General features: G+C 68.3%; 23 protein-coding genes and 1 tRNA gene. 12 read left to right on the plus strand and 12 right to left on the minus strand.

Translation table 11 applies throughout. The annotated features are described in order from the left end of the window. Nucleotides 1-48 precede the first annotated feature (48 nt). Nucleotides 49-990 carry a zinc-binding dehydrogenase gene (locus F9C11_RS24140; RefSeq protein ID WP_409179640.1) on the plus strand — a complete coding sequence of 314 codons (942 nt, stop codon included), beginning with the start codon at nucleotides 49-51 and terminating at the stop codon, nucleotides 988-990. Nucleotides 991-1,045: 55 nt separating this feature from the next. On the opposite strand, the gene F9C11_RS24145 is transcribed toward F9C11_RS24140, so the two are convergent. Further along, nucleotides 1,046-1,168 (minus strand): hypothetical protein, encoded by a 123-nt coding sequence (locus tag F9C11_RS24145; protein WP_409179641.1) that lies wholly within the window; start codon nucleotides 1,166-1,168, stop codon nucleotides 1,046-1,048. Nucleotides 1,169-1,321: 153 nt separating this feature from the next. Continuing rightward, nucleotides 1,322-1,780: an Lrp/AsnC family transcriptional regulator gene (locus F9C11_RS24150; RefSeq protein WP_409179642.1), complete on the minus strand. Its 459-nt coding sequence runs from the start codon at nucleotides 1,778-1,780 to the stop codon at nucleotides 1,322-1,324. Between the two features lie 63 nt (nucleotides 1,781-1,843). Here F9C11_RS24150 and F9C11_RS24155 point away from each other — a divergent pair, with 63 nt between their 5' ends. Then, nucleotides 1,844-2,560 carry an AzlC family ABC transporter permease gene (locus F9C11_RS24155; RefSeq protein WP_409179643.1) on the plus strand — a complete coding sequence of 239 codons (717 nt, stop codon included), beginning with the start codon at nucleotides 1,844-1,846 and terminating at the stop codon, nucleotides 2,558-2,560. Next, nucleotides 2,553-2,882: a branched-chain amino acid transporter permease gene (locus tag F9C11_RS24160; protein WP_409179644.1), complete on the plus strand. Its 330-nt coding sequence runs from the start codon at nucleotides 2,553-2,555 to the stop codon at nucleotides 2,880-2,882. Before F9C11_RS24155 ends, F9C11_RS24160 begins: the two co-directional genes overlap by 8 nt. A gap of 84 nt (nucleotides 2,883-2,966) precedes the next feature. Here the strand turns inward: F9C11_RS24160 and F9C11_RS24165 are convergent, their stop codons facing one another. The 5 genes from F9C11_RS24165 to F9C11_RS24185 form a co-directional block, all read right to left on the minus strand. Continuing rightward, complete coding sequence (locus tag F9C11_RS24165; protein ID WP_409179645.1) at nucleotides 2,967-4,118, minus strand: N(5)-(carboxyethyl)ornithine synthase; 1,152 nt, start codon at nucleotides 4,116-4,118, stop codon at nucleotides 2,967-2,969. 47 nt (nucleotides 4,119-4,165) lie between these two features. After that, a complete protein-coding gene (locus F9C11_RS24170; protein WP_409186962.1) occupies nucleotides 4,166-4,495 on the minus strand; it encodes an RGCVC family protein in 330 nt (109 codons plus the stop codon). 921 nt (nucleotides 4,496-5,416) lie between these two features. After that, on the minus strand, nucleotides 5,417-5,746 hold the full coding sequence (locus F9C11_RS24175; RefSeq protein ID WP_409179646.1) for a hypothetical protein: 330 nt from the start codon (nucleotides 5,744-5,746) through the stop codon (nucleotides 5,417-5,419). 1,097 nt (nucleotides 5,747-6,843) lie between these two features. Then, nucleotides 6,844-7,401, minus strand: coding sequence for a DUF6292 family protein (locus F9C11_RS24180; protein WP_409179647.1), 558 nt, complete (start codon nucleotides 7,399-7,401; stop codon nucleotides 6,844-6,846). A gap of 109 nt (nucleotides 7,402-7,510) precedes the next feature. Further along, nucleotides 7,511-7,714 (minus strand): cold-shock protein, encoded by a 204-nt coding sequence (locus F9C11_RS24185; protein ID WP_409179648.1) that lies wholly within the window; start codon nucleotides 7,712-7,714, stop codon nucleotides 7,511-7,513. 579 nt (nucleotides 7,715-8,293) lie between these two features. On the opposite strand from F9C11_RS24185, the gene F9C11_RS24190 reads away from it, so the two are divergent. Beyond that, nucleotides 8,294-9,301 carry a fatty acid desaturase family protein gene (locus F9C11_RS24190; RefSeq protein WP_409179649.1) on the plus strand — a complete coding sequence of 336 codons (1,008 nt, stop codon included), beginning with the start codon at nucleotides 8,294-8,296 and terminating at the stop codon, nucleotides 9,299-9,301. A gap of 39 nt (nucleotides 9,302-9,340) precedes the next feature. On the opposite strand, the gene F9C11_RS24195 is transcribed toward F9C11_RS24190, so the two are convergent. The 3 genes from F9C11_RS24195 to F9C11_RS24205 all read right to left on the minus strand — a co-directional run bounded on the left by F9C11_RS24195 (nucleotide 9,341) and on the right by F9C11_RS24205 (nucleotide 12,439). Next, nucleotides 9,341-9,910, minus strand: a complete 570-nt coding sequence (locus F9C11_RS24195) for a hypothetical protein (RefSeq protein ID WP_409179650.1) — start codon at nucleotides 9,908-9,910, stop codon at nucleotides 9,341-9,343. Between the two features lie 909 nt (nucleotides 9,911-10,819). Next, nucleotides 10,820-11,461 carry a GntR family transcriptional regulator gene (locus tag F9C11_RS24200; RefSeq protein WP_409179651.1) on the minus strand — a complete coding sequence of 214 codons (642 nt, stop codon included), beginning with the start codon at nucleotides 11,459-11,461 and terminating at the stop codon, nucleotides 10,820-10,822. 78 nt (nucleotides 11,462-11,539) lie between these two features. After that, nucleotides 11,540-12,439, minus strand: coding sequence for an alpha/beta hydrolase (locus F9C11_RS24205; protein ID WP_409179652.1), 900 nt, complete (start codon nucleotides 12,437-12,439; stop codon nucleotides 11,540-11,542). Between the two features lie 159 nt (nucleotides 12,440-12,598). Here F9C11_RS24205 and F9C11_RS24210 point away from each other — a divergent pair, with 159 nt between their 5' ends. Beyond that, nucleotides 12,599-13,477, plus strand: coding sequence for a helix-turn-helix transcriptional regulator (locus F9C11_RS24210; RefSeq protein WP_409179653.1), 879 nt, complete (start codon nucleotides 12,599-12,601; stop codon nucleotides 13,475-13,477). Nucleotides 13,478-14,182: 705 nt separating this feature from the next. On the opposite strand, the gene F9C11_RS24215 is transcribed toward F9C11_RS24210, so the two are convergent. Continuing rightward, complete coding sequence (locus tag F9C11_RS24215; RefSeq protein WP_409179654.1) at nucleotides 14,183-18,169, minus strand: hypothetical protein; 3,987 nt, start codon at nucleotides 18,167-18,169, stop codon at nucleotides 14,183-14,185. A gap of 406 nt (nucleotides 18,170-18,575) precedes the next feature. Between F9C11_RS24215 and F9C11_RS24220 the strand changes: the two genes are divergently transcribed. Then, nucleotides 18,576-19,298 (plus strand): hypothetical protein, encoded by a 723-nt coding sequence (locus F9C11_RS24220; RefSeq protein WP_409179655.1) that lies wholly within the window; start codon nucleotides 18,576-18,578, stop codon nucleotides 19,296-19,298. Between the two features lie 162 nt (nucleotides 19,299-19,460). Here the strand turns inward: F9C11_RS24220 and F9C11_RS24225 are convergent. After that, nucleotides 19,461-19,534, minus strand: a tRNA-Leu gene (locus F9C11_RS24225). Nucleotides 19,535-19,730: 196 nt separating this feature from the next. Here F9C11_RS24225 and F9C11_RS24230 point away from each other — a divergent pair. The 6 genes from F9C11_RS24230 (at nucleotide 19,731) to F9C11_RS24255 (ending at nucleotide 26,029) form a co-directional block, all read left to right on the plus strand. Continuing rightward, nucleotides 19,731-20,345: an ANTAR domain-containing response regulator gene (locus F9C11_RS24230; protein ID WP_009079762.1), complete on the plus strand. Its 615-nt coding sequence runs from the start codon at nucleotides 19,731-19,733 to the stop codon at nucleotides 20,343-20,345. Between the two features lie 635 nt (nucleotides 20,346-20,980). Then, nucleotides 20,981-22,156, plus strand: a complete 1,176-nt coding sequence (locus F9C11_RS24235; RefSeq protein WP_409186963.1) for a branched-chain amino acid ABC transporter substrate-binding protein — start codon at nucleotides 20,981-20,983, stop codon at nucleotides 22,154-22,156. Nucleotides 22,157-22,253: 97 nt separating this feature from the next. After that, nucleotides 22,254-23,261, plus strand: coding sequence for a branched-chain amino acid ABC transporter permease (locus F9C11_RS24240; RefSeq protein WP_409186964.1), 1,008 nt, complete (start codon nucleotides 22,254-22,256; stop codon nucleotides 23,259-23,261). Then, complete coding sequence (locus tag F9C11_RS24245) at nucleotides 23,258-24,403, plus strand: branched-chain amino acid ABC transporter permease (RefSeq protein ID WP_409179656.1); 1,146 nt, start codon at nucleotides 23,258-23,260, stop codon at nucleotides 24,401-24,403. Before F9C11_RS24240 ends, F9C11_RS24245 begins: the two co-directional genes overlap by 4 nt. Then, nucleotides 24,400-25,329 (plus strand): ABC transporter ATP-binding protein, encoded by a 930-nt coding sequence (locus F9C11_RS24250; protein WP_409179657.1) that lies wholly within the window; start codon nucleotides 24,400-24,402, stop codon nucleotides 25,327-25,329. The genes F9C11_RS24245 and F9C11_RS24250 overlap by 4 nt, the downstream gene beginning before the upstream one ends. After that, a complete protein-coding gene (locus tag F9C11_RS24255; RefSeq protein ID WP_409179658.1) occupies nucleotides 25,316-26,029 on the plus strand; it encodes an ABC transporter ATP-binding protein in 714 nt (237 codons plus the stop codon). Before F9C11_RS24250 ends, F9C11_RS24255 begins: the two co-directional genes overlap by 14 nt. The last annotated feature ends 22 nt before the right edge of the window (nucleotides 26,030-26,051 follow it).

Genomic DNA, 26,051 nt, shown 5'->3' on the forward strand with positions numbered 1-26,051 from the left:
GTTCGGCCTCAGAGCACGACGCCTGAGGAGATCTGCGAAGCTGGGCCCATGCGTGCGGTGAAGATCAAGAACGGCACCTTCGAACTCAGCGATGCGCCCGACCCGGCTGCGGACGGCGACCACGTGGTGGTCCGGATCCGCGCGGCCGGACTGAACGCGGCGGACCTGCAGCAGGCCCGGGGCACCTACCCCGCTCCGCCCGGCTGGCCGGACGACATCCCCGGCCTCGAAATCGCCGGGGTGGTCGAACAACCGGCCGGGACCGGCTGGGCCGCCGGAGATCGGGTGATGGCGGTGGTCGGCGGCGGCGCCCACGCCGAACGCATCGCGGTTCCGGCGAGCCTGCTGCTGCCGATCCCGGACTCGGTCGACGACGTCCGCGCGGCCGGTTTCCCCGAAGCGTTCAGCACCGCCTGGGACGGGCTGGTCGAGCAGGCCGGCGTGCGCCCGGGCGACCGAGTGCTGGTCACCGGCGCGGCCGGGGGTGTCGGGACCGCGATGCTCCAGGTCGCCGGACTCGCCGGAGCCGACGTCGTGGCGAGCGTGCGCCGCCCGGAATCGCACGCCGCCGTCCAGGCCTTGGTCCCGGACGCGACGGTCGTGACCCCGGACCAGGAAGAGGAAAACGGCCCGTACGACATCGTCGTCGAACTGGTCGGCGGCAAGGACTGCCTGCGCCGGGTGCGGTGGCTCAAGCCGTACGGCCGGATCCTGGTCATCGGAGTCGGCGCGGGGGAGGAGGCGTCGCTGCTGCTGTTCGACCTGATGCGGGTCCGCGGCCGGGTGCTCGGATCGACCATCCGGGCCCGCAGCACCGTCGAGAAGGCGGTCCTCGCGACCCGCTTGCGGGAAGGGCTCCTGGGCGCGCTCGCGGCGGGTCGGCTCACGGTTCCCGTCGACAGCGTTTATCCGCTGGAGCAGGCACCGGAGGCGTATGTCCGGCTGGGTTCGCCGGGAAAGCTCGGCAAGATCGTGTTGCGGATGGAGTGACCTGGAGGAACGTCGGGCTGGGCGACGGCGCCCAACCCGACGTCCAGGGGGGAGTTCAGCGGGTCTTCCTCGGCGCGGCGCGGCGCTCGAGCCGGGGAGCCGTTGCCTGCCGCGCCAGCCACGAGATCGCGACCCGGAGCAGCGCCAGCGCGATCTGCCAGGCCAGGTTTTCGTCCATGGTGCCCACCTCAATCACTCGCCAGTCTCGGGGCGGGAGGGATTTCCGGCCCCTGACACGGCAAACGGGGCCCCGCTGTGCGGGCCCCGCTCAGAGATGGGCGTGCTCACTCCTTCAACGCCGGACGGCGCCGAGGTGTTCCCCGGGACGTGGTCAGGCGTCGCCCTTGATCTTCTTCATCGTCAGATGCGACGTGACCCGCAGGACGCCCGGCAGCCCGGACAGCTTCCGGGTCTGGAACTCCTCGTACGCGGCGTGATCGGCGACCGCGACGCGGATGAAGTAGTCGGGGCGGCCGAAGAGCCGCCGGAACTCGATGACCTCCTCGTAGGAGGCGATGGTGTCCTCGAGCGCCTCGATCGTGGCCCGGTCGGTCGCGTAGACCTCGAGGTCGATCAGCGTCTCCAGCCCCCGGCCGACGGCCCCGGGGTCGATCACCGCGCGGTAGCCGGCGATCACCCCCGCGTCCTCGAGGCGCTTGACCCGGCGCAGGCACGGGGGAGGGGTGAGCCCGACCCGCTTGGCGAGGTCGACGTTGGTCAGTCTGCCGTCCTGGCGGAGGTGAAACAATATTTCCCGGTCCAGCGCATCCAGTTTCACTATCTTGCCCACGAGGGCATTCTAGCGCCATGATCGGACACCACATTAGCCGTGAGCTGACGTAGTGTTCCCAGCGTGGAATCCGTGTCCGACCTGGCTGTCCGTGATCGCTCGCCCGCGCTGGCCGCGCTGAAGGACTGCGGGTCCGTCGGGATCGGCCTGGTCCCGCTCGGGCTCGCGTTCGGCGCGTTCCTCACGCATTCGGGCCTGGCCTGGTGGTGGGCGACGATCTTCACCACGTTCATCTACGCGGGCTCGTTCGAATTCCTGCTCGTCGGCCTGGCCGCGACGGCGGCTCCGCTGGCGTCGATCGGGCTCTCGGCGTTCCTGGTCAACGTCCGGCACGTGTTCTACGCCCTGTCCTTCCCGCTGCACCGCGTGCGCGGCCGCGCGGCCCGCGCGTACAGCACCTTCGCCCTCACCGACGAGTCCTACGCACTGTCCACAACGGACAGTGCGCGGGAGTGGAACGGCGCGCGAATCCTGTGGCTGCAACTGTTCCTGCACCTGTTCTGGGTCAGCGGAGCGACGGTCGGCGGCTTGCTCGGGTCGCTGATCCCCAGCAGCGTCGTCGGCCTGGACTTCGCCATGACGGCCTTGTTCGTCGTGCTGGCGCTCGACGCCGTCCGCGACCGCAAGGGCGATCTGCCGACTCCCGTCTTAGCCGCCCTGAGCGCGGTCTTGGCCCGCGTGCTCTTCCCCGGCCAGCTGCTGCTGGCGGCTTTCCTGTTGTTCGCGGGAGGGCTGATCGTCCGCGGCGTCGTGGCCGAACGGAGCGTGAGCAATGCCTGACCCCGCTTACCTGCTCGCCGCGGTCGCGGTCTCCGCCGCGGTCACGTGGGGGTTGCGCGCGCTCCCGTTCGCGGTCCTGGCCCCGTTGCGCGCCAGCCGGACCGTGCAGTACCTGAGCACCCGCATGCCAGCGGGCGTGATGGTGATCCTGCTGGTCTACTGCCTGCGAGACGTCTCGTGGACGTCCCCGAGCGCGCTGGCCCCGACCATCGCGCTGGCGGTGACGATCGGGCTGCATTGGTGGCGCCGCAACGCGGTGCTGAGCATTGTCGGCGGTACTGCGGTGCATGTTGTGCTGGCGAGTGTGCTGTTCCCGGGATGAGCCGTCCCGCCGGTGCGAGCGCGGTACCGCGTCTTCCCGACCTGGGAAGCCGGGTGACGAGACCGGACCGGCGGCCGCCGACGGCTACGTCGCGCGGTGGGGGTATTCCGCAGAACGCCGCTGGAAGGCGAGGATCGCCGGGTTCGCGATGACGCCGTCACGGATCTCGACGGCGCGTCCGACGACGTCGTCGGCGCCCCACGCGGAGGGCCCGTCGAGGACCGGCCGCAGGAGGGGCAGCAGCGCCTCGCTGATCTCCCAGGTCGCCGAACTCCACAGGTAGGACGGGCTGTGGTCGACAGCGTAGTAAGTGATGCCCGCGCCGACTTCGAATGTCGGGTCGGCGAAAGACGTGGGCCGGGCCCAGCTGAAGCCCATGCCCTCGTCGCACGAGACGTCGACGATGAGGCTGCCCGGTTCGAACGCGTCCAGGTCGGCTTTGCCGAGGAACGTCAGCGGCTCGCCGGGATCCTGCAGCACGCAGTTGACGACGATGTCGTGCTCGGCGAGGAACCCGGCGAGGGGGACCCGGCCCCGGTCGGTGAGCGCGTGGCTGCGGCGGGGATCGCCCGGGGTGTCCGCGTCGTGCTGGAAGTGCACCATCGTCGCGGAGTGGATCGGCGAGCCGACCGCGGCGACGCCGCGGCCGGTGAGGACGCGCACGTCGTGCACGCCGTGCGCGTTGAGCGCGGTGACCGCGCCTCGTGCGGTCGCGCCGAAACCGATCACGACGGCACGGAGGCGGCGTCCGTAGTCGCCGGTCGACCCGGTCAGCTGCAGGGCGTGCAGGACCGAGCAGTAGCCGGCCAGCTCGTTGTTCTTGTGGAACACGTGCAGCCCGAAGGATCCGTCGCGGGTCCAGTGGTTCATCGCCTCGAACGCGATCAGCGTCAGCCTGCGGTCGACGGCCAGCTGGGTGAGTTCCCGGTCCTGGACGCAGTGCGGCCAGCCCCACAGCACCTGGTGCGGCCGGAGTTCGGCGACATCGCTCGGAACCGGTTTGGCGAGCAGGACGACGTCGCATTCGGCGATGAGCTCCTCCCGCGTGCGCAGCCCCGCGACGGTGCCCTTCAGCTGCTCGTCGGGCACGCCGAAGTCCTTGCCGTAGCCGTATTCGAGGTAGATGCGCTCGCGCAGGTCGGCGTCGATCCGCTCGAGATGCCGGGGGTGGATGGGCAGCCGGCGTTCGTCCGGTTTCCGCGAATGCGCGACGACGCCGAGAGTGAGCTGGTGCACCGGGTTCCTTTTGCTGGATGGTGGTCTGGACACCGCGTTTCCGAGCGTTACCGGCGCAGCTTTTCGGGCGCTTCGTCGATGAGGCGCAGCAGCCGCACGGCGAGGGCCTGGCAGGCCGTCTCGGTGAGGCCGGTGTCTTGTTCGAGCAGGTCCCGCACCCGGGCGACCCGTTGGTCGTAGCGGGAGACGAAGGCGGGTTCGGCGGTCATGTGCTGTTCCTCTTTCCTGGTTTCGCGGCTTCCTGCGGCGCAGGCGCATCGGCGGCGCCGGGCGCCGGCCGCGGTCGCCGCGCAGAAGCGGTTCGCGATCGGGTCGTGCGTGTTCTTCTCATGTGGACAGACGGGGCAGGCGGCGGCCGGCGTCCGGGCGGCGCGCATCGCGATCACCGCCGGCCTCCTTTTCGGCCGGCGGCCGCCGAGCCGTTCGGAGCCGCGCGGACCACGCCGGCGACGGTGCCCGGGGAATGGACGGGCACAGTGCGGACCCGCGACGGAATGCGGTGCGGTACGTCCACGACGCTCCAGTCCCGGCAGCCGCCGGAGACGGGGACGAGAAGGCCGGCGTGCCGCGGTCGTCACCACGTGGCGCGCGAGAACCAGGCGGAGTCCGGGGACGGTGCGGGCTCGAGTGCCCGCACACGGGGTGCTCCCGGATGCCACTGACCCTACACGCACCAGGATCCCGGCAGGTCACGGTCACGCACTCGGGTGCCGCCCCCGGCGACCGAGTCGCTGCCCGGGGGCCGTTCCCGCCGGGGGATCTCCGGCGGCACGGAGCAGACTGGCCCGCCGAAACCCGGCGCCGATCGGCAGCGTCTGCCGCGCGCGGGGGGGAGGACGGCAGTGGACCGAGGGCGTACCGCCAGTGGCGGCCGGGAGCATCCGGTGGGCGCCCGCTCCCGGTCCACCGGGGGTGCCGGACCGGGAACGCCGATGGAGCGGCATCACCTCCGCCCGCTCACTGCTGCGCGCGGAAACCGTTGCGCCGGAAGGAAATCGTCTATCAGCACGTGCCGCCAACCCCGGCCCGGCCACCGGCTGGTATCCGAGCCCGGGAATACCGCGGTTCCGCTTTCGCGGGGCGGGTATCGCTGGTCAAGCACGACGGTTCGGCGGTTCCGGCTGCCCGTACCTGCTCGGGTCAACGCACGCGACGCCACGGCAGCCGCGGAACGCGGACCCGAACAGCCGAGTTCGGCCAGTGGCGACGTGCTTGCGCGCCACCGTCGCGTGGGCTCGGGGCCGGGTTGCGTGCGGCGCCCGGGGACGCGCGGTCTTGGGGCCGCAGCGAATTCCGTTTCAGCAGGATTGCCCGCCCGGCAAGTGCGCGACCGGGTCGGCCCGCCCGGCGTTCCAGCGCAGCGCCGCATCCAGTTGTTCCGTCGAAAGCCGTACCCGTCGCGAGATCTGGCGCAGGGATGCGCGGCTCAGCGACGAGTCCCGGCTGGCCTGGCACAGCAGCCCGAACCACCACTGTTCGTCGACCCATTCGAGCTTGGCCTTGCGCACCAGCACGGCCAGGTGCTCGTCGCAGCACGCGTGGACGATCCGCTGCCCGGGCAAGGCGAATTCCACCACGTCGATGACCGAGGAGTCGCGCACCAGAGCGGTCTGGAGGCTCCCGGACACGGCGTGCTCGCCGCAGTAGCCGCACAGCGGACCACGATGGTTCCGGGCCGCCGCGAAGGGAAAGGCAGGCGGCATCAGAACCTCCGGCTCACTGTGGCCAGTTCCCTCTCACGGCAGCAAGCCGGGGCCGGGAGCAGAACCGCGTCTGCGGGATCCCGCGCAGGGGCCTGAGGCGACCCTCCTCTACAGAAATCACCCTAGGGACACTCTGACGCGATGTCAGTACACCATCCGGGTACGGCGCGGCAACGCTCGCTCAAAGCCACCCGAGATCCGGGATGCGATCAAGAAGCGGCGGATTGCCTGCGGCGTAAGCGGATCCGATCTTCACTGCGACTGAGCGCGCGGCTGGCCTCTAGGCGGAGTGAGCCGGTCGCTTCGGCCAGCGCCGCGGCGAGGCAGTCGCGCGGCGTCGTCCGCTGACCGCGGCCACCGGCCGTCGACGTGCCCGCGCTCGGAGCCGGTCGGCTCCAGCGACGGGCGGGTTGCAGTCCCGCGCGGGCTTCTTCCGGCCTGAGACGGTCATTCAGCCGGCAGTCCGGTTTCTGGCGTCTCAGCCTGGTATCCCGCCGTCCAGCGCGGGAACCCGGCCCCGCCGGAATGCCAGCGCCGGGATGCCGATGTCCGGTCCTCGCGAACGTCCGGCTGAACGCGGCGGCGAGTGAGCTTGCCGACCCGCCAGCCGCAGCTCAGCCGAGCCAGCCTCGTCCTGGCCGCGTCGGTGGCGCGCCGTCTGCGGAAGATCCGCATGCAGCGGGCATCGCTGCCCAGGAAAGAAAACTGTCGTGCCCGCCAGCCGTCAGCTCTCCCGGCCCGCGAGCTTGCGCAGCGCGGGAAACGCCGCTGCCTTCGCGCTCCACGCGACTGCTACGACTCCGGCCCGGCGGCGGTGGCGACACGATCCGGCGGTGTCCGCGGCCGCGTAGCCGGGGAAGAACTGGCCGGGGAAACGACGCGGGTCGTGCGCCGTCTCCCCGGTCCCGCGCGGTCCGCAGATGGCCGAAGGCCCGGGGTTGCGCGCCTCCCCGGTGCGCCGGATTCGCTCACGAGTCTCCGGACCTCGCGGCGGGCCGGGGAGTCCGCGTCAGCGAGCCGACCTAAAGCGCGTTCAGGTGTGCCGCCAGGGTCGCCCGGTCGAGCTGAGGAGGCACGGGGCTGAGCTGGCCGCCGCGATCGCCGCCGAGAACTCCGGCGACGAACTGCGCGACGGTCCCGGCCGGGGGCGCGACGTGGCCGCGGAGACGGCAGAGCACGGGCGAGCGGTCGTCGCCGCGCGGCTCGATCGCGACGGACCAGCCGAGCCGTTCGTCCCAGACGAGCATCAGGTCGCGCCGCGGGTGCTCGGCGGTGCCGGAGCTGAGGCCGAGGTAGGCGGTGGCGGTGTCGGTGACTTCGTGGGTCACCGCGTCGAGGGGAACGCCGACCTCCTCGGCCACCTGCCGGAGGTAGCCCGCCAGGGCGGAGTCCAGGCTCGGCGCCGCGGCGCCGGCGGGCTTGAGGTCCACAATGGACAGCAAGAGAGGTTCGCCGCGCGGATCGCGCGCCGTCCGGACGACTGTGCGCGCCGCGCGGACGCGGCATCGCTCGTGCTCGCGCGAATTCCGGGCACGGTCGGAGGCGGGCTGCGCGGCCGGTCCTGCGGGGATCGCGGTCACGGTCTGCACCCCGCACCCCGGAAAGCCGAACGCGGCGGGGACGAGGGCGGGCGGGCAGGCGCCGCCGGGCGTCCGCGGCGGCGCGGACGCCCGGCAGGCGTGACGGTGGTCAGAGGACCGACACCGCCGTGGCCTGCGGGCCGCGGTTGCCCTGGCCGACGTCGAACTGCACGCGGGCGTTCTCGTCGAGGCTGCGGAACCCGCCGCCGGCGATTTCCGAATAGTGGACGAACACGTCGCTGCCTCCGTCGTCGGGGGCGATGAAACCGAATCCCTTTTCGGAATTGAACCACTTCACAGTGCCTTCGGACATCCGAGCACTTCCTTGCCGTGTCGAAACGATGCGGCGCGACCTCGAGCGAGGCGGCCGGGTTGCGAGCGCGAAACCAAGGAAAGCCGGAAAGGCACCGAGACGACGCTCGCCAAAAACCTCTGCGGCGTCGGGAACAACGAGCACAAAAATCTTCAACCGAGAGCAGTGGAACACACCGGCGGCCGCGACGTCAAGCCGGACCCCCGTCCGGCAGCCGCCCGCCGACGCGGGTAGCGTCGGGATCAGCAGGCTCGCGCCGCGCTTTTCGACCCCGGGTCACGAGGAGCCTTGCCGACGCTGTCCGACCTGCGACCCCAAGCCCTTTCCCGATGACGGCCCGCTCGCCACCGCCTGCCGGTGCGCGCGCCGCCGGCCGCTTTCGCCCGCCCCCTTCCCAGGAGTTCCTTTGTCGCGCATACCCGTACGTTCCCGCAGCGCTCGCGCCCCGGCCGCGCCCGTCCTGTTCAGCCATCCCGTCTCGCACGCCGCCGGGCGCACGCTTTCCCCCGCCGATCAGCGCCGCAGCCGCGGCGTCCGGTTCTCCTCCTCGTTCTCCGGAGCCCCTGCGACGACGCGCCGATGAACGCTCCGGCGGCATACGGCACCCTGCTCGCCGAAATCCGGGAAGCCGGGCTGCTGCGCCGCCGCCACGGCTACTACGCGGCAGTGATCACCGCGAACCTCGCGGTGCTCGCCGGAGCGTGGGTCGCCTTCGCATTCCTGGGCGACACGTGGTGGCAGCTGCTGATCGCGGCCCTCCTGGCCGTGGTGTTCGCGCAGCTGGCGTTCGTCGGCCACGACGCCGGGCACAAGCAGATCTTCCGGACCCGCCGCCCCAACGACGCGGTCGGCGTCGTGCACGGCGGCCTGGTCGGGATGAGCTACCAGTGGTGGATCGACGGGCACAACCGGCACCACGCCAACCCCAACCACGAGGAGCACGACCCCGACCTCGACATCCCGGCGCTGGCCTTCACCGGCCCGCAGGCCCGCGCGAAGCGGGGTTTTCTCCGCTGGATGGCCAAGAACCAGGCGATCCTCTTCTTCCCCTTGCTCACCCTCGAAGGGCTCAGCCTGCACGTCTCGGGAATCCGGGCGGTGTGGCGCGGCGACACGAAAATGCGCCGCGTGGAAGGGATTCTGCTGACCGCGCACGCCGCGGGGTACCTCACCGCGGTGTTCCTGGTGCTCTCGCCCGGTCTCGCGGCCGCGTTCGTCGTGGTGCACCAAGCCCTCTGGGGCGTCTACATGGGCTGCTCGTTCGCGCCGAACCACAAGGGAATGCCCACGATGACCGGGCGCCCGGCCGATTTCCTGCACCGGCAAGTGCTGACCTCGCGCAACATCCGCGGCGGCCGGGTCGTCGACTTCGTGCTCGGCGGGCTGAACTACCAGATCGAGCACCACCTCTTCCCGAACATGCCCCGCCCGCACTTGCGCCGAGCCCAGCCGATCGTCGAAGGATTCTGCCGCCGCCACGGGATCCCTTACGCCCAGACCGGTCTGCTGCACTCCTACCGGCAGGTCCTCGGCCATCTGCATCAGCTGGGCGCACCGCTGCGAGCCGCCGACCGCGGCCTCAGGTGACCTCCCGCTGGCGCCGCACGCGCGAATGAACGGAGAGGATCAAGGGTTCCCCTGCCCGCGGGGCGGTGGGCCTTCCGGGGGCTGGGGAAGCCAGAGGACGACACCGCGGCCGTCGACGGTGTCGGCGGGCCCGGAGAGACTGATGCGGAGCTCGCCGAGGTCGAGGGCCCAGGCGGCAAGGTCGGCGTATTCGACCCGGATTGCGGTGTGCGCGCGGCCGTCGACGGTGGTGTGCTGGGTGCGGCCGCGGCGGGACGCGGCCTGCTCGGTGCGGATGAGCTGCCACAGCAGGTGTTCCGCGTCCTCGGCTTCGACCGGGCCGGACTGCCAGCACGAGCCGAGCGTCGTGGCCGCCGTTGCGGCCAGCGAGTCGGCGCAGCGGTCTCGTTTCTGCGTGACGACGCACAGCAGAGGGCCCCGGAAGCGGAGCGTGATCGCGTCGGCCCAGCCTGGTTCGCCGACCTCGCGGGAGGACCGCGTCTCGATGCCCGGCGGACCGTGCAGGGGACCGGTCGGGAGTGCGACCGGGTGCCCGAGCGCCACGACGGCCTCGTCCACGGTGGCGGGCAATCCGGTGACACGGTGGTGCACGCCTGCCTGGATGTCCATGGCGGATGCGATGCCCTTCCTGCGGGATCCGGTCAGTTTCCGGCCTGGGCGGCCCCGGCTCGCCCAGTGTCACAGGATCGGTAGTTGATCGCACCCTCCTTCAGGCAGGCGGTGCTGCATTGCGGGACTCGCTGCAGGGCATTCGCGCGGTGATCGGATTTCTCGCCAATACGCCGTATGGGGTAGTCGTCCGCGACGGGATGATCGAGACAGCCTTCCCGGTTGAGTTCCCGTGACGGCCGTTGCGGCGGATGTCGCCTGCCCGGGACACTGGCACCCCAGGGATTCTGCAACCGTCTGCGCACCGACCGGCTGGCCGCCTCACCCGGTGGCTTGCTGGACCTACCTGACTGCCACGGCCCTCCTGGAAGAGGGCTCCGGAGAGGGGAAACGGCCTGGCCCAGCGGCACCGTTCGCCGGGCCTCAACGGTCCGAACCGCACCGGGCGGGCAACCGGCTGGCACGGTTGACCGGTCGTCACCCTGCAGAGGTCCTGGCCGAACTTAACCGGGTGATGGGTGTCGGCCGCCGTGACGCGGCTACCTTGGACCAGTTCCACCACGGTCTGTCGGATGCGAGACGGCAGCTGGATGAACTGCCAGAGCCTGCGGGCACCGAACCTGACGAGGCCGGGCCCGCCCTTGCGGCGCGCCGACGCGAGGCCGTAAAGGCCCTGCGGCTCCTCTCCTGAGCAGCTTCGACGCGCAACCGTGTCGATCGCAGTCCCGAGGCGCTGACCAAGGCCAGAAGCCTGCCGGTCGGTCCGCTCAGTGGCGTCTGCCGCCGAGCGGCCATGCGGAAGACCGGTCATGATTAGGCAGCCAGCACACCGACGGCTTCGTTGCCGAGACGGACGTGTGGCCGGATCACCGCTCGCGATACCGGAGGGCGTACCGAGAGCCCCGGCGGTCAGGCAGTCGCTTCCTCGTCCGCCCACAGGCCGCGTTCCTCGAGAGACCTGATGACGCTGTCCGCGCCTTCGAGGATGTGCCGTTCGGCGATCGTCCGGGCCTTCCGGGCGTGCCGGCCGCGCAGGGCTTGGACCAGCTCCACGTGGTCGTCGCGGGTGGCGGTGACGTGTTCCTCGATGGAGCCGTAGAAACGGTTCGGCAGGTGCTTGACCACCGAGTTGAGCAGCATCGTGAGCCGGTGCGAGTCGGCTGCCAGGTTGATCTGGCGGTGGAAGTCGTGGCCTAGCCGGGTGACGGTTTCGGGGTCGCCGGCTTTGGCGGCCTTTTCGAAGTCGTCGTTGATGGCTTCCAGCCGGGCGATCTCGTCGGGAGTGATCCGCTTCGCTGCGCGGGCGGCGAGCTCGGCGGAGAACTGGGCTTGGGCCCAGAACAGGTCGCGGATGTCCTGGCGGGAGACCGGGGCGACGACGAATCCGCGGCGCGGCACCAGTTCCACGAAGCCTTCGCTGCTCAGCGACAGCAGGCCTTCGCGGACCGGGGTGTTGCTGACGCCCACGGCCTCGGCGATCGGCTCGGTGCGCAGGAATTCGCCCGGTTTGACCTGGCCCGACATGATCAGCTCACAGGCGTAGGGACGCATTATATATTTAACACCGGTTCGGGAGAAGGGCTCGGCCGCGCACCCGACCGGTGGGCCGGGTGCGCGGCCGGGACCGGCTCACACCTTCAGGTGTTGCCCGAAGAACGCTTTCAGCTCGTCGATGGCCTGGGCGACGTACGGGTCGCGGTCGTAGAGATCGACGTGCGTGGCACCCTCGATCAGCACGAGCTTGCCGGACTCGCCGACGTCCGCGACGGCCTTCTCGCTGAAGCCGCGGGTGATCGCTTCCGTTCCCGCGATCATCAGCAGCGGGCGCGGGGCGATCTTCGCGACGCCGGCGAACGCGTCGAACTGGTCGAGCAGGTCGGCGCTGCGCAGGACGTACGCGCCGATCGAGTTCGGGTGCTGGGCTCGCGGAGTCTTGTAGTAGTCGAAAAACTCCGCGATCGCCGGGGGCGTGGACTCGTCCACCGCGTCCGGCAGCACCGGGACTGTCCGAGCCGGTTTTCCCTCGGCTTCTTCGGTGCGGGCGTTGCCGGAAGCGGCGACCTGGGCCTTCCACGCGTCGGGGTCGACGTCGCGGAAGAAGCTGGTGACGTCGGTGCCGCTGACCCCGGCGACCGCCTTGACGCGGTGGTCGGTCTGGGCGGCGTAGGGCGCGTAGGCGCCGGAACCGCAGATGCCCATGATGCCGATCCGTTCGGGGTCGACGTCCGGGCGGGTGGCCAGATAGGTGACGGCGTTGCGGAAGTCGTCGGCGCGCTGCACCGGGTCTTCCAGGCCGCGGGGGAGTCCTTCGCTTTCGCCTTGGTATGCCGCGTCGAAGGTGAGAACGACGTAGCCGTCCTCGGCGAGCTTCGGCGCGTAGTTGGCGGGTGCCTGTTCCTTGACGCCGGTGGTCGGGTGCCCGACCACAATCGCGGGCAGCTTGCCCGAGGCGTTGTCCGGGAGGTGGACGAGACCGGCCAGTTCCTTGCCGTCGCTGAGGAACCGGACCGCGGTCTGCTGGACCGTCATGGTGTCTGCTCCTTCGCCGGGACCTCGGCGGGACCTTCCCGTCCTGCCCGGCTTCTGCCTCCATTTTCGTCTCGCGCGGGTGCGCCCAGGAGAGAGAGGCTTATCCTGGGAAAGATCCTTCCCAGGAGAGAATGCGGCATCCGACGTAGGGTGGAACGCATGGCCGACGCACCGACTGAACTGCGCGAGCTGGGACAGTTCTTCCAGCACCGCCGCGCTGAGCTGCAGCCGCGCGAGGTCGGCCTCGACGTCCCGGCCGGCGAGCGCCGCCGGGTGCCCGGACTGCGCCGCGAAGAAGTGGCACAGCTGGTCTCGATCAGCACGGACTACTACACCCGGATCGAACAGGGCCGCCTCGCCCCGTCCGAGCCGGTCCAGGCAGCACTGGAGCGAGTCCTGCGGCTGGACGGCGAACAGCGCGACTACGTCCGCACCCTGCTCACCCGGCCTGGTTCGCCGCCCGCGCCGCGCGAACCGGCCCGGCGCCGCCGCGCGATCCGCCCGCAGCTGGAGCGGCTGCTGGGCCAGCTGGACCGGGTGCCCGCGCTGGTGTTCGGCCGGTACCTGGACATCCTGGCGTGGAACGCGCTCGCCGCCGCGCTGCTACTCGATTTCAGCGAGATTCCCGAGCGGGACCGCAACTACGTCCGGCTGGTCTTCACGAATCCGGAAATGCGGGCGCGGTACCCGGAGTGGGAACAGGTCGCGCGCACGTGCGTCGCGGTGCTGCGCATGAACGCCGCGGGCAACCCGACCGACCCGGCCCTGTCGCGCCTGGTCGGGGATCTCTCCCTGACCAGCCCGGACTTCGGCCGCTGGTGGGCCGAACGCCGGGTGGCACACCAGAACTTCGGCACGAAGACGGTCGCGCATCCCGAGGTAGGGGAGATGTCGCTGGACTGGGACAGCTTCCAGCAGGCAGGCAACGTCGACCAGCAGCTGGTGATCTGGTCGGCGGAGCCGGATTCGGAATCGGCGGAACGGCTGGCCCGGCTGCGGGATTCGGTCGCGAGCAAGGCCGGACAGCGGAATGGCTGACCGGGACAGTGTTCCCGGTCCACAGAAGTCAAGAGGCGAAACGAAGATCTGGACACACCGCGGCATCAACCCTTGACAAGGCGACAACGAGTCGAGGGGCATCACCATCGCTCGGCGCGGCTGCGAGATCAGAGGCGTAGGCCTGCGGAAGGATGCCCCTCATCGTGGAGATCCGGGGTGAACGAGAGCAACCTTGCCTCGTGAGATGGGGCCGGATGTCAGGCCGTTGTCGCTAGTAGTGGCGGTTGACTCCGTCAATGGAAACGTGATCTATAGCCGCCGGAGTTGGTCGAGCGCGAACGTTGTGAGGTGCGAGCGAAAGTCAGACTCGTTCGTGACCACATTGCCGGATACATGTACTCAGCCACGGCAAGCCGGGCAGAGCGGCCGTAGGCAGATCAAGCAACAGGCACCGAGAACACGGCAACGACTGTATTGCTCTCGCAGGGGCGAAAGGCCGCAGCATCAGCCGCGCAACTGGAGCTTCTCGCTGCCCAAGCTCACAACGGTGACGAGGTACTGGAACCTGGCGAGTGGATTGCTGCGAGGAATTACGATGCGGCTGGCCGACGAGCCCGTCTGCTGTGCTTGGTTGTCTTCGGTGACCGGCAGTTGCCCGAGCGGGTGTGATGATCGGATCGGGCGTGTTTGCGCGTGCAAGTCGGAGAGAATCGTTGACCGATCCGACGCGACCAGCGCACCGCCTCACGAGACTGGACGACTTATATCGAGGACAACGGGGACGATCGTAAAACCCGGTCCGAGGTCATGCGCTTGCTCCGCTAGCTCTCGGGCAAGCTCTTCCAAATCGAGGCGGCCACGTCGCCAATGTGGCGGACGTTGCGAGGGATCGACCCAGTACACCAGGTAGATGCCATGGCGCAGGCCGGTCGGGTTGAGATAGCGCTCAACGAGTTGTTCGCGCATAGCAGTGAACAGTTCTCTGTGGTTGACGAGTTTGGCCTCGGCTATCACGGTGGCTTGGTTACGGGGCTGGGTTGCTGTTGACGCGAACACTGTGAGGTCGATGCGGGTGCCGATTCCCTTGTCTCTGGGGCGACGCACCTGGGGTTCGCGAGCCACGACCGCGCCACCGCCGAGGCGTTGCTCGAGGTTGCGTCGAATCCAGTCGGAGATGTCGTCTTCGGACTTCGGAGTCGCGACGTCTCCCAGGTTCCACAAGTCGCGGTAGGATTCGCGATCGATCATGCGCTGGAGGTCGCCAAGGGCCTCAATTACCACGGACTGCAGGTCCTGGTCGTTGCGTACCAGACGTGCGTCTGCGCGGCCAAGGAGCTGCAGCAGTTCGGCTGGCTCGATCGGCCGGAAGGTCAAGTCCATGGCGCGAACGCGCGCCCGGCGAAGGTAGCTGGCGAGAATCGATCGATCAGTCTCATGCCGGCCCTTTTGGAGATTTTCAAGAACATCGCTGAGGCCGCGCGCAACAAGCTCGTCGAGCACGCTGCCTCGTGCTCTTTCTATGCTTCGATCCGAGTGCGGGTGACTGTCCCAAGGAGGATCCCTGTGCGGCGGGTGCAGATCGAGGAGGACTTCAGCAAGCAGGCTGAGGCTGGGATTGCTCAACGTAGTTATTTTGAGGCAGGGAGATGCTTTCGTTAGTTGATCCGCAGGGAGTTCGCCGTTATTGTATAGGTTGATAACGAGTTCGGATTCGAGGACGGCAAGGCCGCGCAGGGCTGTGTCTGCAAATTCTGCCTGACCGGTGTTCCAGAGGTGCAGGCAGAGCTCGGATGCCGCAACCGGAACTTCTCTCACAAGAAGGTCCACGAGACTCTCGGTCAGGTTCCCCGAGTAGTCGCCTCGAACTAGGCGCGGAATTAAATCCGAGCTTAGCTCTGGCATGAGATTCCGGTACGTGTCATATTGGGGCAAATGCTCAGAGTCGGCTGGCAAAGCTGCAAGGGCAGCCTCGGCGAGAAATGTGCGTGCTGTCGCTGGTGCGAGCTCAAGGAGTTGCTCGCGGAGTTTCCTGCTTCCGTTTTCGTGGTCAACGTTCCATGCTGTGACGATGGGCGTTGCCCATCGTTGCCACACGTCGATGCCGAGTTGTTGAATGACTTCCGGTCGGTGCGCAGTGAGCGTGGTAAGGAAAAACACGCCAGACCAGTCGGCCATGACGTCGAGATCATTGATTTGCTGCAGGTGCTCGGAAGAGGTACTCGGCTTGTGTTGTTCGAGATAGCGCAAGCCAAGTTTGAACACAACCTCGCGCTCAACATCGTCGAGGAGTTTCCACCCAGCCCGGTGCGTGAGGTCATGAGTGAATAGATCGCCGTGGCGCTGGCCGGCCAACGCGAGAGGAATGGTCCACCACTCGTTGACGTCGGCGCTGGCGGCATCGAGCGCCTTGGCCAGTCTGGCTCGTTGATGAAGGATCCGTTCGGCAGCCTGGCGTTCCCGATGCACCGCGCGCTCGCGAGAACGCCTACTTTGCTGAGCGATCGGCGAATCAAGTTCCACTGGCTCGCGAAAGTATGCGGTCGCCGCAAAGGCCGGATGATCCTCCTGCATCGTGAGGACAGCGTCAGCCTGGCTGCGGCTTGGCTCGAAGAGGAGATGGCCAAGGATTTCAACGAGCGCTGGCCAGCTAGCGGTGGGGAGGTTTATGAGGTCGGCGAGCAAATAGTCTGCGTCATCGTCGGTGACGAGATGGGATGTGACGAGGTCATGTGCACTAATCGCATCCATATGCTGGGCCGTGAAAACCAGAAGCTGCCGTCGTTCTTCGCGTGGCGCGGATTCCCAAGGCGGTTTCCGGTGAAAGGTCCAGGAGCTCCAGGGCGACGGAGCGATCAGATGCGCGACAAAACGAGCCAGGGCCGGCATGGTATTCTCCGCCTGCCGGTTGCGCCATGCGACCTCGACAAGCCGCTCCGGGAACTGCCCCCAGGCGGCATCGCCGGGTCCCGGCAGCTGAGACGCCCATTCGAGAACCTCAGGCAGGTCACCAACCGCGAACTGACCGGGCAAACGGCTCAGAAGCATAACGTAAGCGCCGACCAGAGACCGATTATTCCGCGGCTTTAATGCTTCCAGCACGCTTGTGGTGCTTAACACGCGCGGATACATCGCCTCGATCGCCGCGGCCCGCAACTCGTCATTCGGGTCGCGCGCTGCGTCAAGGCTCAGCAGCGGAGACAGGCTGTTGACAGCAGCGAGGTCGCCCGAGGTCGCTACGGCGGCTACTGCTGCTCGGCGTGCCCAGTCTGGCCAGCTTTCTTCCAGCGCCTCCGCGAGAAGTTGGTCCACAACGCCCTTGCAACCTGTCGCTTCGGCCAGCCGGGCTACCCACCATAGGTGCCCAGCGTCGGTCAGGCCGTCGTTGAGGTGCTGGCTGAGGGCGGCTTCAAGCATCGGGTGCCCCAGCCAAGGCAGGTCGTATCCCCACTCTGGCTGGGTGTCTCCGGAGCGTGCGGTTTCGAGCAGGGCTGAAGTGATCAAGCTGCGGATTTCGTCCGACTGCAGTTCCACCCCGGCTTGAGCCAGCAAATACGCGTTCGCAGGCACAAGATCATTCGCCAGTTCGGGCCGAAGGGCGAGGAGCCAAGCCAGGACACCGCCGAGAACGCCGGGGACCTGTCCGTCTGCTCCAGCCCGAAGCAAGTCTCTGACCTGTCGGTGAGTGACGTTTGAGCGCTGAGTCACGTACCGCGCAGCGAGGTACTCCGCATACTGCTGATGGCGGAACGCTACTGAGCTGCCGGGCGCGGCGTCGAAGAGAGCTGTGTCGAGTACTTCGGCGTACGCCTCGGGTCCGACTATGACGCCAGGCTCGTCCGGTTCGGGGGCGGACGGAAGCGTCGCCACGTCGCGACGCCCCGGCGCAGCTGGTTCACTTGTCCGGGCGTAGCGGTTGATGCCGCCGAAGACGACCATCGCAGCCATGCGCATAGCAATCCGGAGCATCCGATCAAGCGGGAGGGTCGGGTTAGCTGTCGGGGCAGCGTCGGTGAGCAGACGCTCAACTTCGTATGAGATCGCAGCTAACGGACTGTCGGGCAAAGTGCGGCTGTCCCGCCACTGCTCTGCCGCGGCCTGGAATCGCAGCGCCGATCCTGCAAGCCGGCCGAGCTTCGCGTCGGTGACGGCGTTGATGAAGTCCTCGGGTGCGTCAATCCGCTCGCACAGTGCTGCTGCGGCGGCCCGGGTCAGGGGCAAGAGGACGAACTTTTGAAAGTCGGGCAGAGCGTCGGATAGCGCTTGAGACAGGTGGGCGTCCCAGGCTGCGGGGCGGCAGGCCAGCCGCCAAGGAATCCCGCGAGATTCGGGTTTCACCAGGTGAGACTGCAGGATGCGGAGCGCACCTGGCACTTCACGAGCGGCGACATCCAGCCCGTCAAGATAGACAGGTTGCCCGATGTCGATCGCGGCAGCCAGTTCGCGGTGCATGCCGCTCTTGTCGTACAGGCTGAGGTCAACAACCGTCGCCGTAGGCTCGCAGGTCCTCAGGGCTTCGAGCACGGTCGTCTTCCCCGCACCGCCCGGCGCGAGCAGGACGAAACTACCCGATCCGGTCAGCTCCGCCACGGGGATGGGTTGTGGGCCGCCGTACCACCAGGCGATATTCGTGCTCGGCACTTCGAGGAAACCGTCTTCGTCGAGGATGCCCTCGACTCCCTCGGAAGACGGCCGAACGTAGCGATCCAACCCCGCCGGCAAACTGGCAGGCACTATCCCCTCCACGGTCTCGTCAGAATCCCTCTGCTTGGTTGTCCATGGCCAGTTCGCTCCGCACTCGGCGAGATGCTCATGAACGATCTCCGTCGTACCTCGAAGATGTCGACCGGCTGTGTCACGGTATTGCATCGCGGTGACAGTCGTGCCGTTCGCGTTACTGAACCGTGCCTGTGCCTGAGAACACTCGATTTGCGGGAACGTCCTGTTGAACCTGGACGCGGTGTCAGGGATGTTCGGCTCCTGGGGCACCCGCTAGCCGTGCCCGCGCCGAAACCCCGCACCGACACGCTGGTCGGTCGCTCTTATACGCGGCCGCGGCGGTATCCGCGGATGCTTGGCGGATGCCAGGCTGGGACGGTGGCTTTTCCCTGGCGAGTCCTGCACGCTGACGCAGGGTGTGGTGTTCCTGGTATCGCCGGTCGTGGCGTGGAAGCTGCCGTTACTGGACTGGCTGGGCGCGACCCGGTGGTGCGTGCCGTTGTCGGCGGTGTTGGTGCGCCGTGCGCGGATCGAGGCCCGCACTCCGCTGGGCTGGCTCCGTGGATTCCTCTCCCACGTGCTGGCTCCGCCGTCCGGGCTGCTCGCCCCGCTCGCGGCCCTGAACCTGCGGTTCGTCAAATGCCTGACCCCGTCCGACGACGGTCTCCTCGCGAGCTGCGAGGCCTATCTCATCCTCGCGGAAATGCCGCGCGCGTTCCCCTTTCCCGGTCACGAAATCCTCGCCCGGTTGGCCGATCTCGGATTCGGTATCGACTACGCGCTGCGGACCACCGTGAAAACCCACGAGGAAGCCCGTGCCGCCGATCGCCGCCGCACCCGCGATCTGATGGGGCAAGACGAAGAGCACGGAGCCGACAGCGCCGGTGTCCCGGCCGATGTGCATTCCGCGCAGGAGGAGATCCAGCACAAGAACGCGCGCCTCGCCGCGAGTTCCACCGAGGTCGACCTGAATGTCGGTGTCATCGCCTCCGCAGCTCGTTGCCGAGTTCGACGCGCTGCGCGAGGCGGAAGCCGCCGCGCCGAAGCGCCCGACGACGGAGGACATCAGTCTTCTCGACGCATTGCCCCGGCTGGTGGCCGACTTCGCGAAGGTCCCCGCGGATCTGTCCGGAGCACTCTTTGAGGCGGTCCAGCTGGCGATCCAGGTCCACGAAGGCGGAAACCATGCGAAACTGGCGATCACCCTTCCAGCAGACGAGCTGCCCGCGATCGCGAGTGCGGCGGAGGGGATAACTGAAGGGACGAACCGGACCGGCTTGGCCGCGTCTGGTGGGGTTCTCGACGGTGCCCCCGGTGAGATTCGAACTCACACTGGACGGGTTTTGAATCCGTTGCCTCTGCCAGTTGGGCTACGGGGGCGCAGTGCCGGAAACTCTACGGGACCCGCCCTCTCCTCCGGCGACCGGGTCCGGTGATCGACTTGGGGCCGGGGCTGGGTGTCGCCCGCCACTTCGTGGTGAAGGCCATCGTGGGATCTGGATCGGTCCCGGTACGCTGGGCTCTCGCGGGTGACCGCGTGTCGAAGACGTCCCGCCGAGCCTTCAGGAGGACACCGGTGACCGAACAGGCTGCCGAGTCGAACGGCGCCGCCGCCGGCGTGCCGCAGCGACGGGTGCTCGTCGCGGAAGACGAGGCGCTCATCCGGCTCGACCTGGTGGAAATGCTGCGCGAGGAGGGCTACGAGGTCGTCGGCGAGGCCGGCGACGGCGAGGAGGCCATCGCCCTGGCCACCGACCTCAAGCCGGACCTCGTGATCCTCGACGTCAAGATGCCGAAGCTCGATGGCATCGAGGCGGCCGCGCGGATCACCGGCGACCGGATCGCGCCGGTCGTCATTCTCACCGCGTTCAGCCAGCGCGACCTCGTCGAACGGGCCCGCGACGCGGGCACCATGGCGTACCTGGTGAAACCGTTCGCCAAACGCGACCTCGTGCCCGCGATCGAGCTGGCCGTCAGCCGGTTCTCCGAGCTGCAGGCCCTCGAGGCCGAGGTCGCCGGGCTCACCGACCGGCTCGAGACCCGCAAGGTCATCGACCGGGCGAAGGGCCTGCTGATGAGCCGCCAGGGGCTCACCGAACCGGACGCGTTCCGCTGGATCCAGCGCACCGCGATGGACCGGCGCACCACGATGAAAGCCGTCGCCGAGGCGGTCGTGGAAAGCATCGGCTGAGCGACCGGCGAAAAAACCCGGGGAAGCGGGCGCGGCCAGGGGGTCGCGCCCGCTTTTTCGTTTTCCGGCGGGCCGGCGACGCCGGAAAACGTTCCGGAGAGTCACCGCCCGGCCTCGGAACGCGCTCCCGCCCACCGGGACCTCCGCCCGTTTCGCCGCTTCCGTCCCGGGCCGCCGGGCCGCGCCGAAATCTGGCCGCTGGCCAGCGAAAACCCTTCCGCCGCACCGAACGGCGACCCACCCGTGCGGGTTGATCCGCCCTGCGCGAAAGGGCAAGGTTGCTACCTTGGAGGCCGGGGGATCGTGGTGTCGGTCACGATGACGGAGGGGAAGTTCCTACACTGCCCCCATCGATCGGACGTCAGGTCAAGGTCCGTTCGAGGGGCACACGAACACGAAGAGTCATTCACTCGGTCGTTGCAATAAGACGATCGAGTGTAAATCGTCCGTTAATTCTCGTGACGACCGTCACGATGTGGATACAAGACTCGCTGTGACTCTGTGCAACACCTCACCCGGCGGCTACGTTCAGCGCCCAGTCGAAGTCCCACGCAGGGACCCGCCGTTCCCCCGGGGAGCGTGGCGGGTGGCATTTGGAGGAACGAGTGCAGAGAGCACGACTCACTAAGGTCATCGTGCTGGCCGCGGCGGGAGTCATCTCCCTGGGCGCCTGCTCGGCGCGGACCGGCGGTGACTCGGGTGGCGACAGCGGCGCGCCGCAGGCCGCGGCCCCGTCGGCGGCGGCGAACGCGGCGGACCCGGCGGGAGACGGCAAGGCGCAGTGCGCGCCGACCTCGATCGCCTACGCCGGCACGATCAACGGCAAGAACGCCGCCCTCGGCCAGAACATCCTGAAGGGCGCGAAGCTGGCGGTCGACCAGCACAACAAGGCCAACCCGGGCTGCCAGGTCAAGCTGGAGCAGTTCGACACCGAGGGCACGCCGGACAAGGCGCCGGGCATCGTGACCCAGATCGTCAACACCCCGGCCATCCTCGGCGTCATCGGCCTGCCGTTCTCCGGCGAGTCGAAGGCCGCGGGCAACATCTTCAACAGCGCCGGCCTCGTTTCGGTCACGCCGTCGGCGACCGACCCGAGCCTGTCCACGAACGGCTGGAAGACCTTCTTCCGCGGGCTGGGCAACGACAACACCCAGGGCCCGGCCGCCGCGAAGTTCATCACCGGCGACCTCAAGGCGAACAAGGTCTGCGTGGTCAAGGACGACTCGCAGTACGGCAACGGCCTGTCCGAGGCGACCGTCAAGGCGCTCGGCGACAAGGCGTCCTGCACCGACCAGGTCAAGACCGGCCAGACCGACTTCTCCGCCGTGGTCAACAAGATCAAGGGCGAGAAGCCGGACGCGGTCTTCTACGCCGGCTACTACCAGGAAGCCGCTCCGTTCGCGCAGCAGCTGAACGACGCTCAGGTCAAGGCGAAGTTCGTCGGCCCGGACGGCGTGAAGGACGACCAGTTCGTGAAGGGCGCGGGCGACGCCGCGGCCGGCGCGTACTTCACCTGCCCGTGCGTCCCGGCGGACCAGTTCACCAAGTTCACCGACGCGTACAAGGCGGCGACCGGCAGCGAGCCCGGCACCTACTCGCCGGAGGCCTACGACATCGCGACGATCCTGCTGAGGGGCATCGACGCGGGCAAGAAGGACCGCGCGGGCCTGCTGGACTTCGTCAAGAACTACGACGGCCAGGGCATCACGAAGCACTTCAAGTGGGACGACAAGGGCGAGCTCCCCGTCGCCGCGGTGTGGACCTACAAGGTGGACAACGGAAAGATCGTCCGCAACACCGAGATCAAGTAGCTCCCCGCTCAGCCGGTTCCAGATACCGGGGTGCGGGCCGGGCGGCCAGATCCCGCCGGGCCCGCACCCCGGACCCACATGGAGAACTAGTGTGTCGATGACCCACCTCGGCTCCCTCGTCCTTGCCGACGGCGGAGGCTGGATCCACTTCGACGTGGATTCGTTCCTGAACCAGTTCTGGGACAACACGATCGACGGTTTGTCCTACGGCAGCATCTACGCGCTCGTGGCGCTGGGCTACACCCTCGTCTACGGCGTGCTCAAACTCATCAACTTCGCCCACTCCGAGGTGTTCATCTACGGCGCCTACGGCGTGTGGTTCACCTTCTACGGCTTGGGTTTCCGGCCCGGCGCGACGCCGAGCCTGCCGATAGTCGAGCTGATCGGCTTCCTGCTGATCGCGCTGATCGCGGCGATGGCGGTCTCCGGCGGCACGGCGGTCGTGCTGGAACGCGTGGCCTACCGGCCGCTGCGGAAACGCAAAGCGCCCCGGCTGGTCTTCCTGATCACCGCCATCGGCGCGTCGTTCGTGCTGCAGCAGATCATCTTCATCTGGCGCGGCGGCAACCCGGAGAACAGCATCCGGCTGCTGCGCAACGACGAGGTGTTCACCCTCTTCGGCGGCAGCGTCACGATCGTCACCATCATCACCGTGGTGGCCGCGATCCTGCTGATGATCGGCGTCGACCTGTTCGTCAACCGCACCAAGTTCGGCCGCGGCATCCGCGCGGTGGCGCAGGACCCGGACACCGCGACGCTGATGGGCGTCAACAAGGAACGCGTCATCACGCTGACGTTCCTCATCGGCGGCCTGCTGGCCGGCGCGGCGGCGCTGTTCTACATGATGAAGATCCCGCAGGGCGCCTGGTACCAGGGCGGGTTCATCCTCGGCATCAAGGCGTTCACCGCCGCGGTGCTCGGCGGCATCGGCAACCTGCGCGGCGCGCTGCTCGGCGGCCTGCTGCTCGGGGTCGTGGAGAACTACGGGCAGTCGCTGTTCGGCGGACAGTGGCGCGACGTCGTCGCGTTCGTCCTGCTGGTGCTGATCCTGATGGTCCGCCCGACCGGCATTCTCGGCGAATCGCTCGGAAAGGCACGGGTATGACGACGACTTCGACGCCGCCCGCCGCTCCGGCGAAGGCGCGCCGCCGTCCGGTGTCGGACTGGTGGAACAACCTGTCCCGGGTCCAGCAGTGGGGCGTGCTCATCCCGCTGGTGGCGCTGGTCTACCTGCTGCCGGTGCTGAACCCGCCGCTGATCACCACCCAGCCGGGGTACGACTTCCCGATCGCGATGTTCGAGGTGGCCCGCTACGCGCTGGTCGCCATCGGCCTCAACATCGTCGTCGGCCAGGCCGGCCTGCTCGACCTCGGCTACGTCGGGTTCTTCGCGATCGGCGCCTACGTGATGGCGCTGTTCACGAGCCCGGACTCGTCGCTGTCGAAGCTGCCGTTCCTCGTCGTGCTGCCGATCGCCATGGTGGTCACGATGATCTTCGGCGTGATCCTCGGGACGCCGACGCTGCGCTTGCGCGGCGACTATCTGGCGATCGTGACGCTCGGCTTCGGCGAGATCGTCCGCCTGCTGGCGGACAACATCGAACCGTTGCGCGGCAACCGCGGTTTCCAGGGCGTCGGGCATCCGCCGGGCACGAACGCCGACGGAACCCCGTTGTTCACCAACACCAACGGCACTCCCTGGTATTGGCTCTGCGTCACGGTCATCATCGTGATCCTGTTCGTGGTCGGGAACCTCGAGCGCAGCCGCGTCGGCCGCGCGTGGGTCGCGATCCGCGACGACGAGGACGCGGCCGAGATCATGGGCGTGCCGACGTTCAAGTTCAAGATCTGGGCGTTCGTCGGCGGCGCCGCGGTCGGCGGGCTTTCCGGCGCGCTGTACGCGGGACAGCTGGGCTTCGTGAACAACCAGAAGTTCGACGTGGTCACGTCGATGCTGTTCCTGGCCGCGGTGATCCTCGGCGGCGCGGGCAACAAGGTCGGCGTGCTGCTGGGCGCGATCGTGGTGGCGTACGTGCCGCTGCGGTTCCAGGCGATCGCGGAGTACAAGTACCTGATCTTCGGCCTGGCGCTGATCATCCTGATGATCTTTCGCCCGCAGGGCCTGCTCGGCGCGCGGCAGCGGCTGCTCGCCTACGGCAGGCAGGCGTACCAGCGGCTGCTCGGCAAGGGCGAGCAGGTCAGCAGCGACGGTTCGCTGGCCACCGACAACCCGGGGGAGAGGGCATGACGGTCCCTGGCAACGGAAACGGGCCCGAGGTCCCGGCCGAGGGCGGCCTCGTGGCCGAGGTCGCGAACATGACCGCCGAACAGCTCGCCGAGCACGAGGCCGAGGTCGCCGAGGTCGTCGCGCCGGACCGGGAGATCCGGGCCGAGGTCGGGCAGACGCTGCTCAAGGTCGACGACGTCACCGTCCGCTTCGGCGGCCTGGTGGCGCTCGATTCGGTGTCCTTCGAGATCCGCCGCGGCGAGATCCTCGGCCTGATCGGGCCGAACGGCGCGGGCAAGACCACCTGCTTCAACGCGATGACCGGCGTCTACCGGCCGTCGTCGGGGCAGGTGCTGCTCGAGGGCAAGCCGCTCGGCAAGACGTCGCGGCACGGGATCACCCAGCTCGGCATCGCCCGGACGTTCCAGAACATCCGGCTGTTCTCCGAGATGACCGCGCTGGAGAACGTGGTCGTCGGCACCGACGCCCGGCACAAGACGAGCCTGCTCGGCGCGCTCCTGCGGGTTCCTCGCCACCACCGCGAGGAGAAGCAGGCGATCGAGAAAGCCATGGCGCTGCTGGAGTTCGTCGGCATCGCCGACCGGGCGGCGGACCGCGCGAAGAACCTGCCCTACGGCTATCAGCGGCGGCTGGAGATCGCGCGGGCGCTCGCCACCGAGCCGAAGCTGCTGTGCCTCGACGAGCCTGCCGCCGGGTTCAACCCGGCGGAGAAGGAAGAGCTCATGGGGCTGATCCGGACGATCCGCGACGACGGCTACACCGTCCTGCTGATCGAACACGACATGAAGCTCGTCATGGGCGTCACCGACCGGATCGTGGTGCTCGAGTTCGGCAAGAAGATCGCCGACGGGCAACCCGGCGAGATCCGGGAGAACCCCGCCGTGATCGCCGCTTACCTGGGAGTTCCCGACGATGACGTTGCTTGAGCTTGCTGACGTTTCCGTCCACTACGGGCGGATCCAGGCCGTGTCCGGGCTGTCCATCACGGTCGACGAGGGCGAGATCGTCACCCTCATCGGGGCGAACGGCGCCGGCAAGTCGACCACGATGCGGGCGATTTCCGGCATCCGGCCGATTTCCGGGGGCGCTATTCGCTTCGACGGCGAGGACATTTCCCGGCTGCGCGGGGATTTGCGCGTGGTGCGCGGGATTTCCCAGGCGCCGGAGGGGCGGGGGATTTTCCCCGGGATGACGGTGATGGAAAATCTGGACATGGGCGCTTACGCGCGCAAGGACCGGAAGAACCTGAAGCCGGATTTCGATCGGGTGTTCGAGCTGTTCCCGAGACTGGCTGAGCGCAAAAGCCAGGTCGGCGGGACGATGTCCGGGGGCGAGCAGCAGATGCTCGCCATCGGGCGGGCGTTGATGGCCAAGCCTCGGCTGCTGTTGCTCGACGAGCCTTCGATGGGGTTGGCGCCGCAGTTCATTCAGCAGATTTTCCGGATTATCACCGAGATCAACCGGCAGGGGACGACCGTGCTGCTGGTCGAGCAGAATGCGCAGCAGGCGTTGTCTCGGGCGCATCGGGCTTATGTGCTGGAGACTGGGCGGATTACCAAGACTGGCACCGGGAAAGAGCTGTTGGCCGATACCAGTATCAAGGAGGCTTATCTCGGGGTGGGGTGAGTCTTCGGCTCGTCGCCTGGCG

Source organism: Amycolatopsis sp. VS8301801F10 (assembly GCF_046195355.1).
In the GTDB taxonomy this organism is placed as follows: Bacteria; Actinomycetota; Actinomycetes; order Mycobacteriales; family Pseudonocardiaceae; genus Amycolatopsis.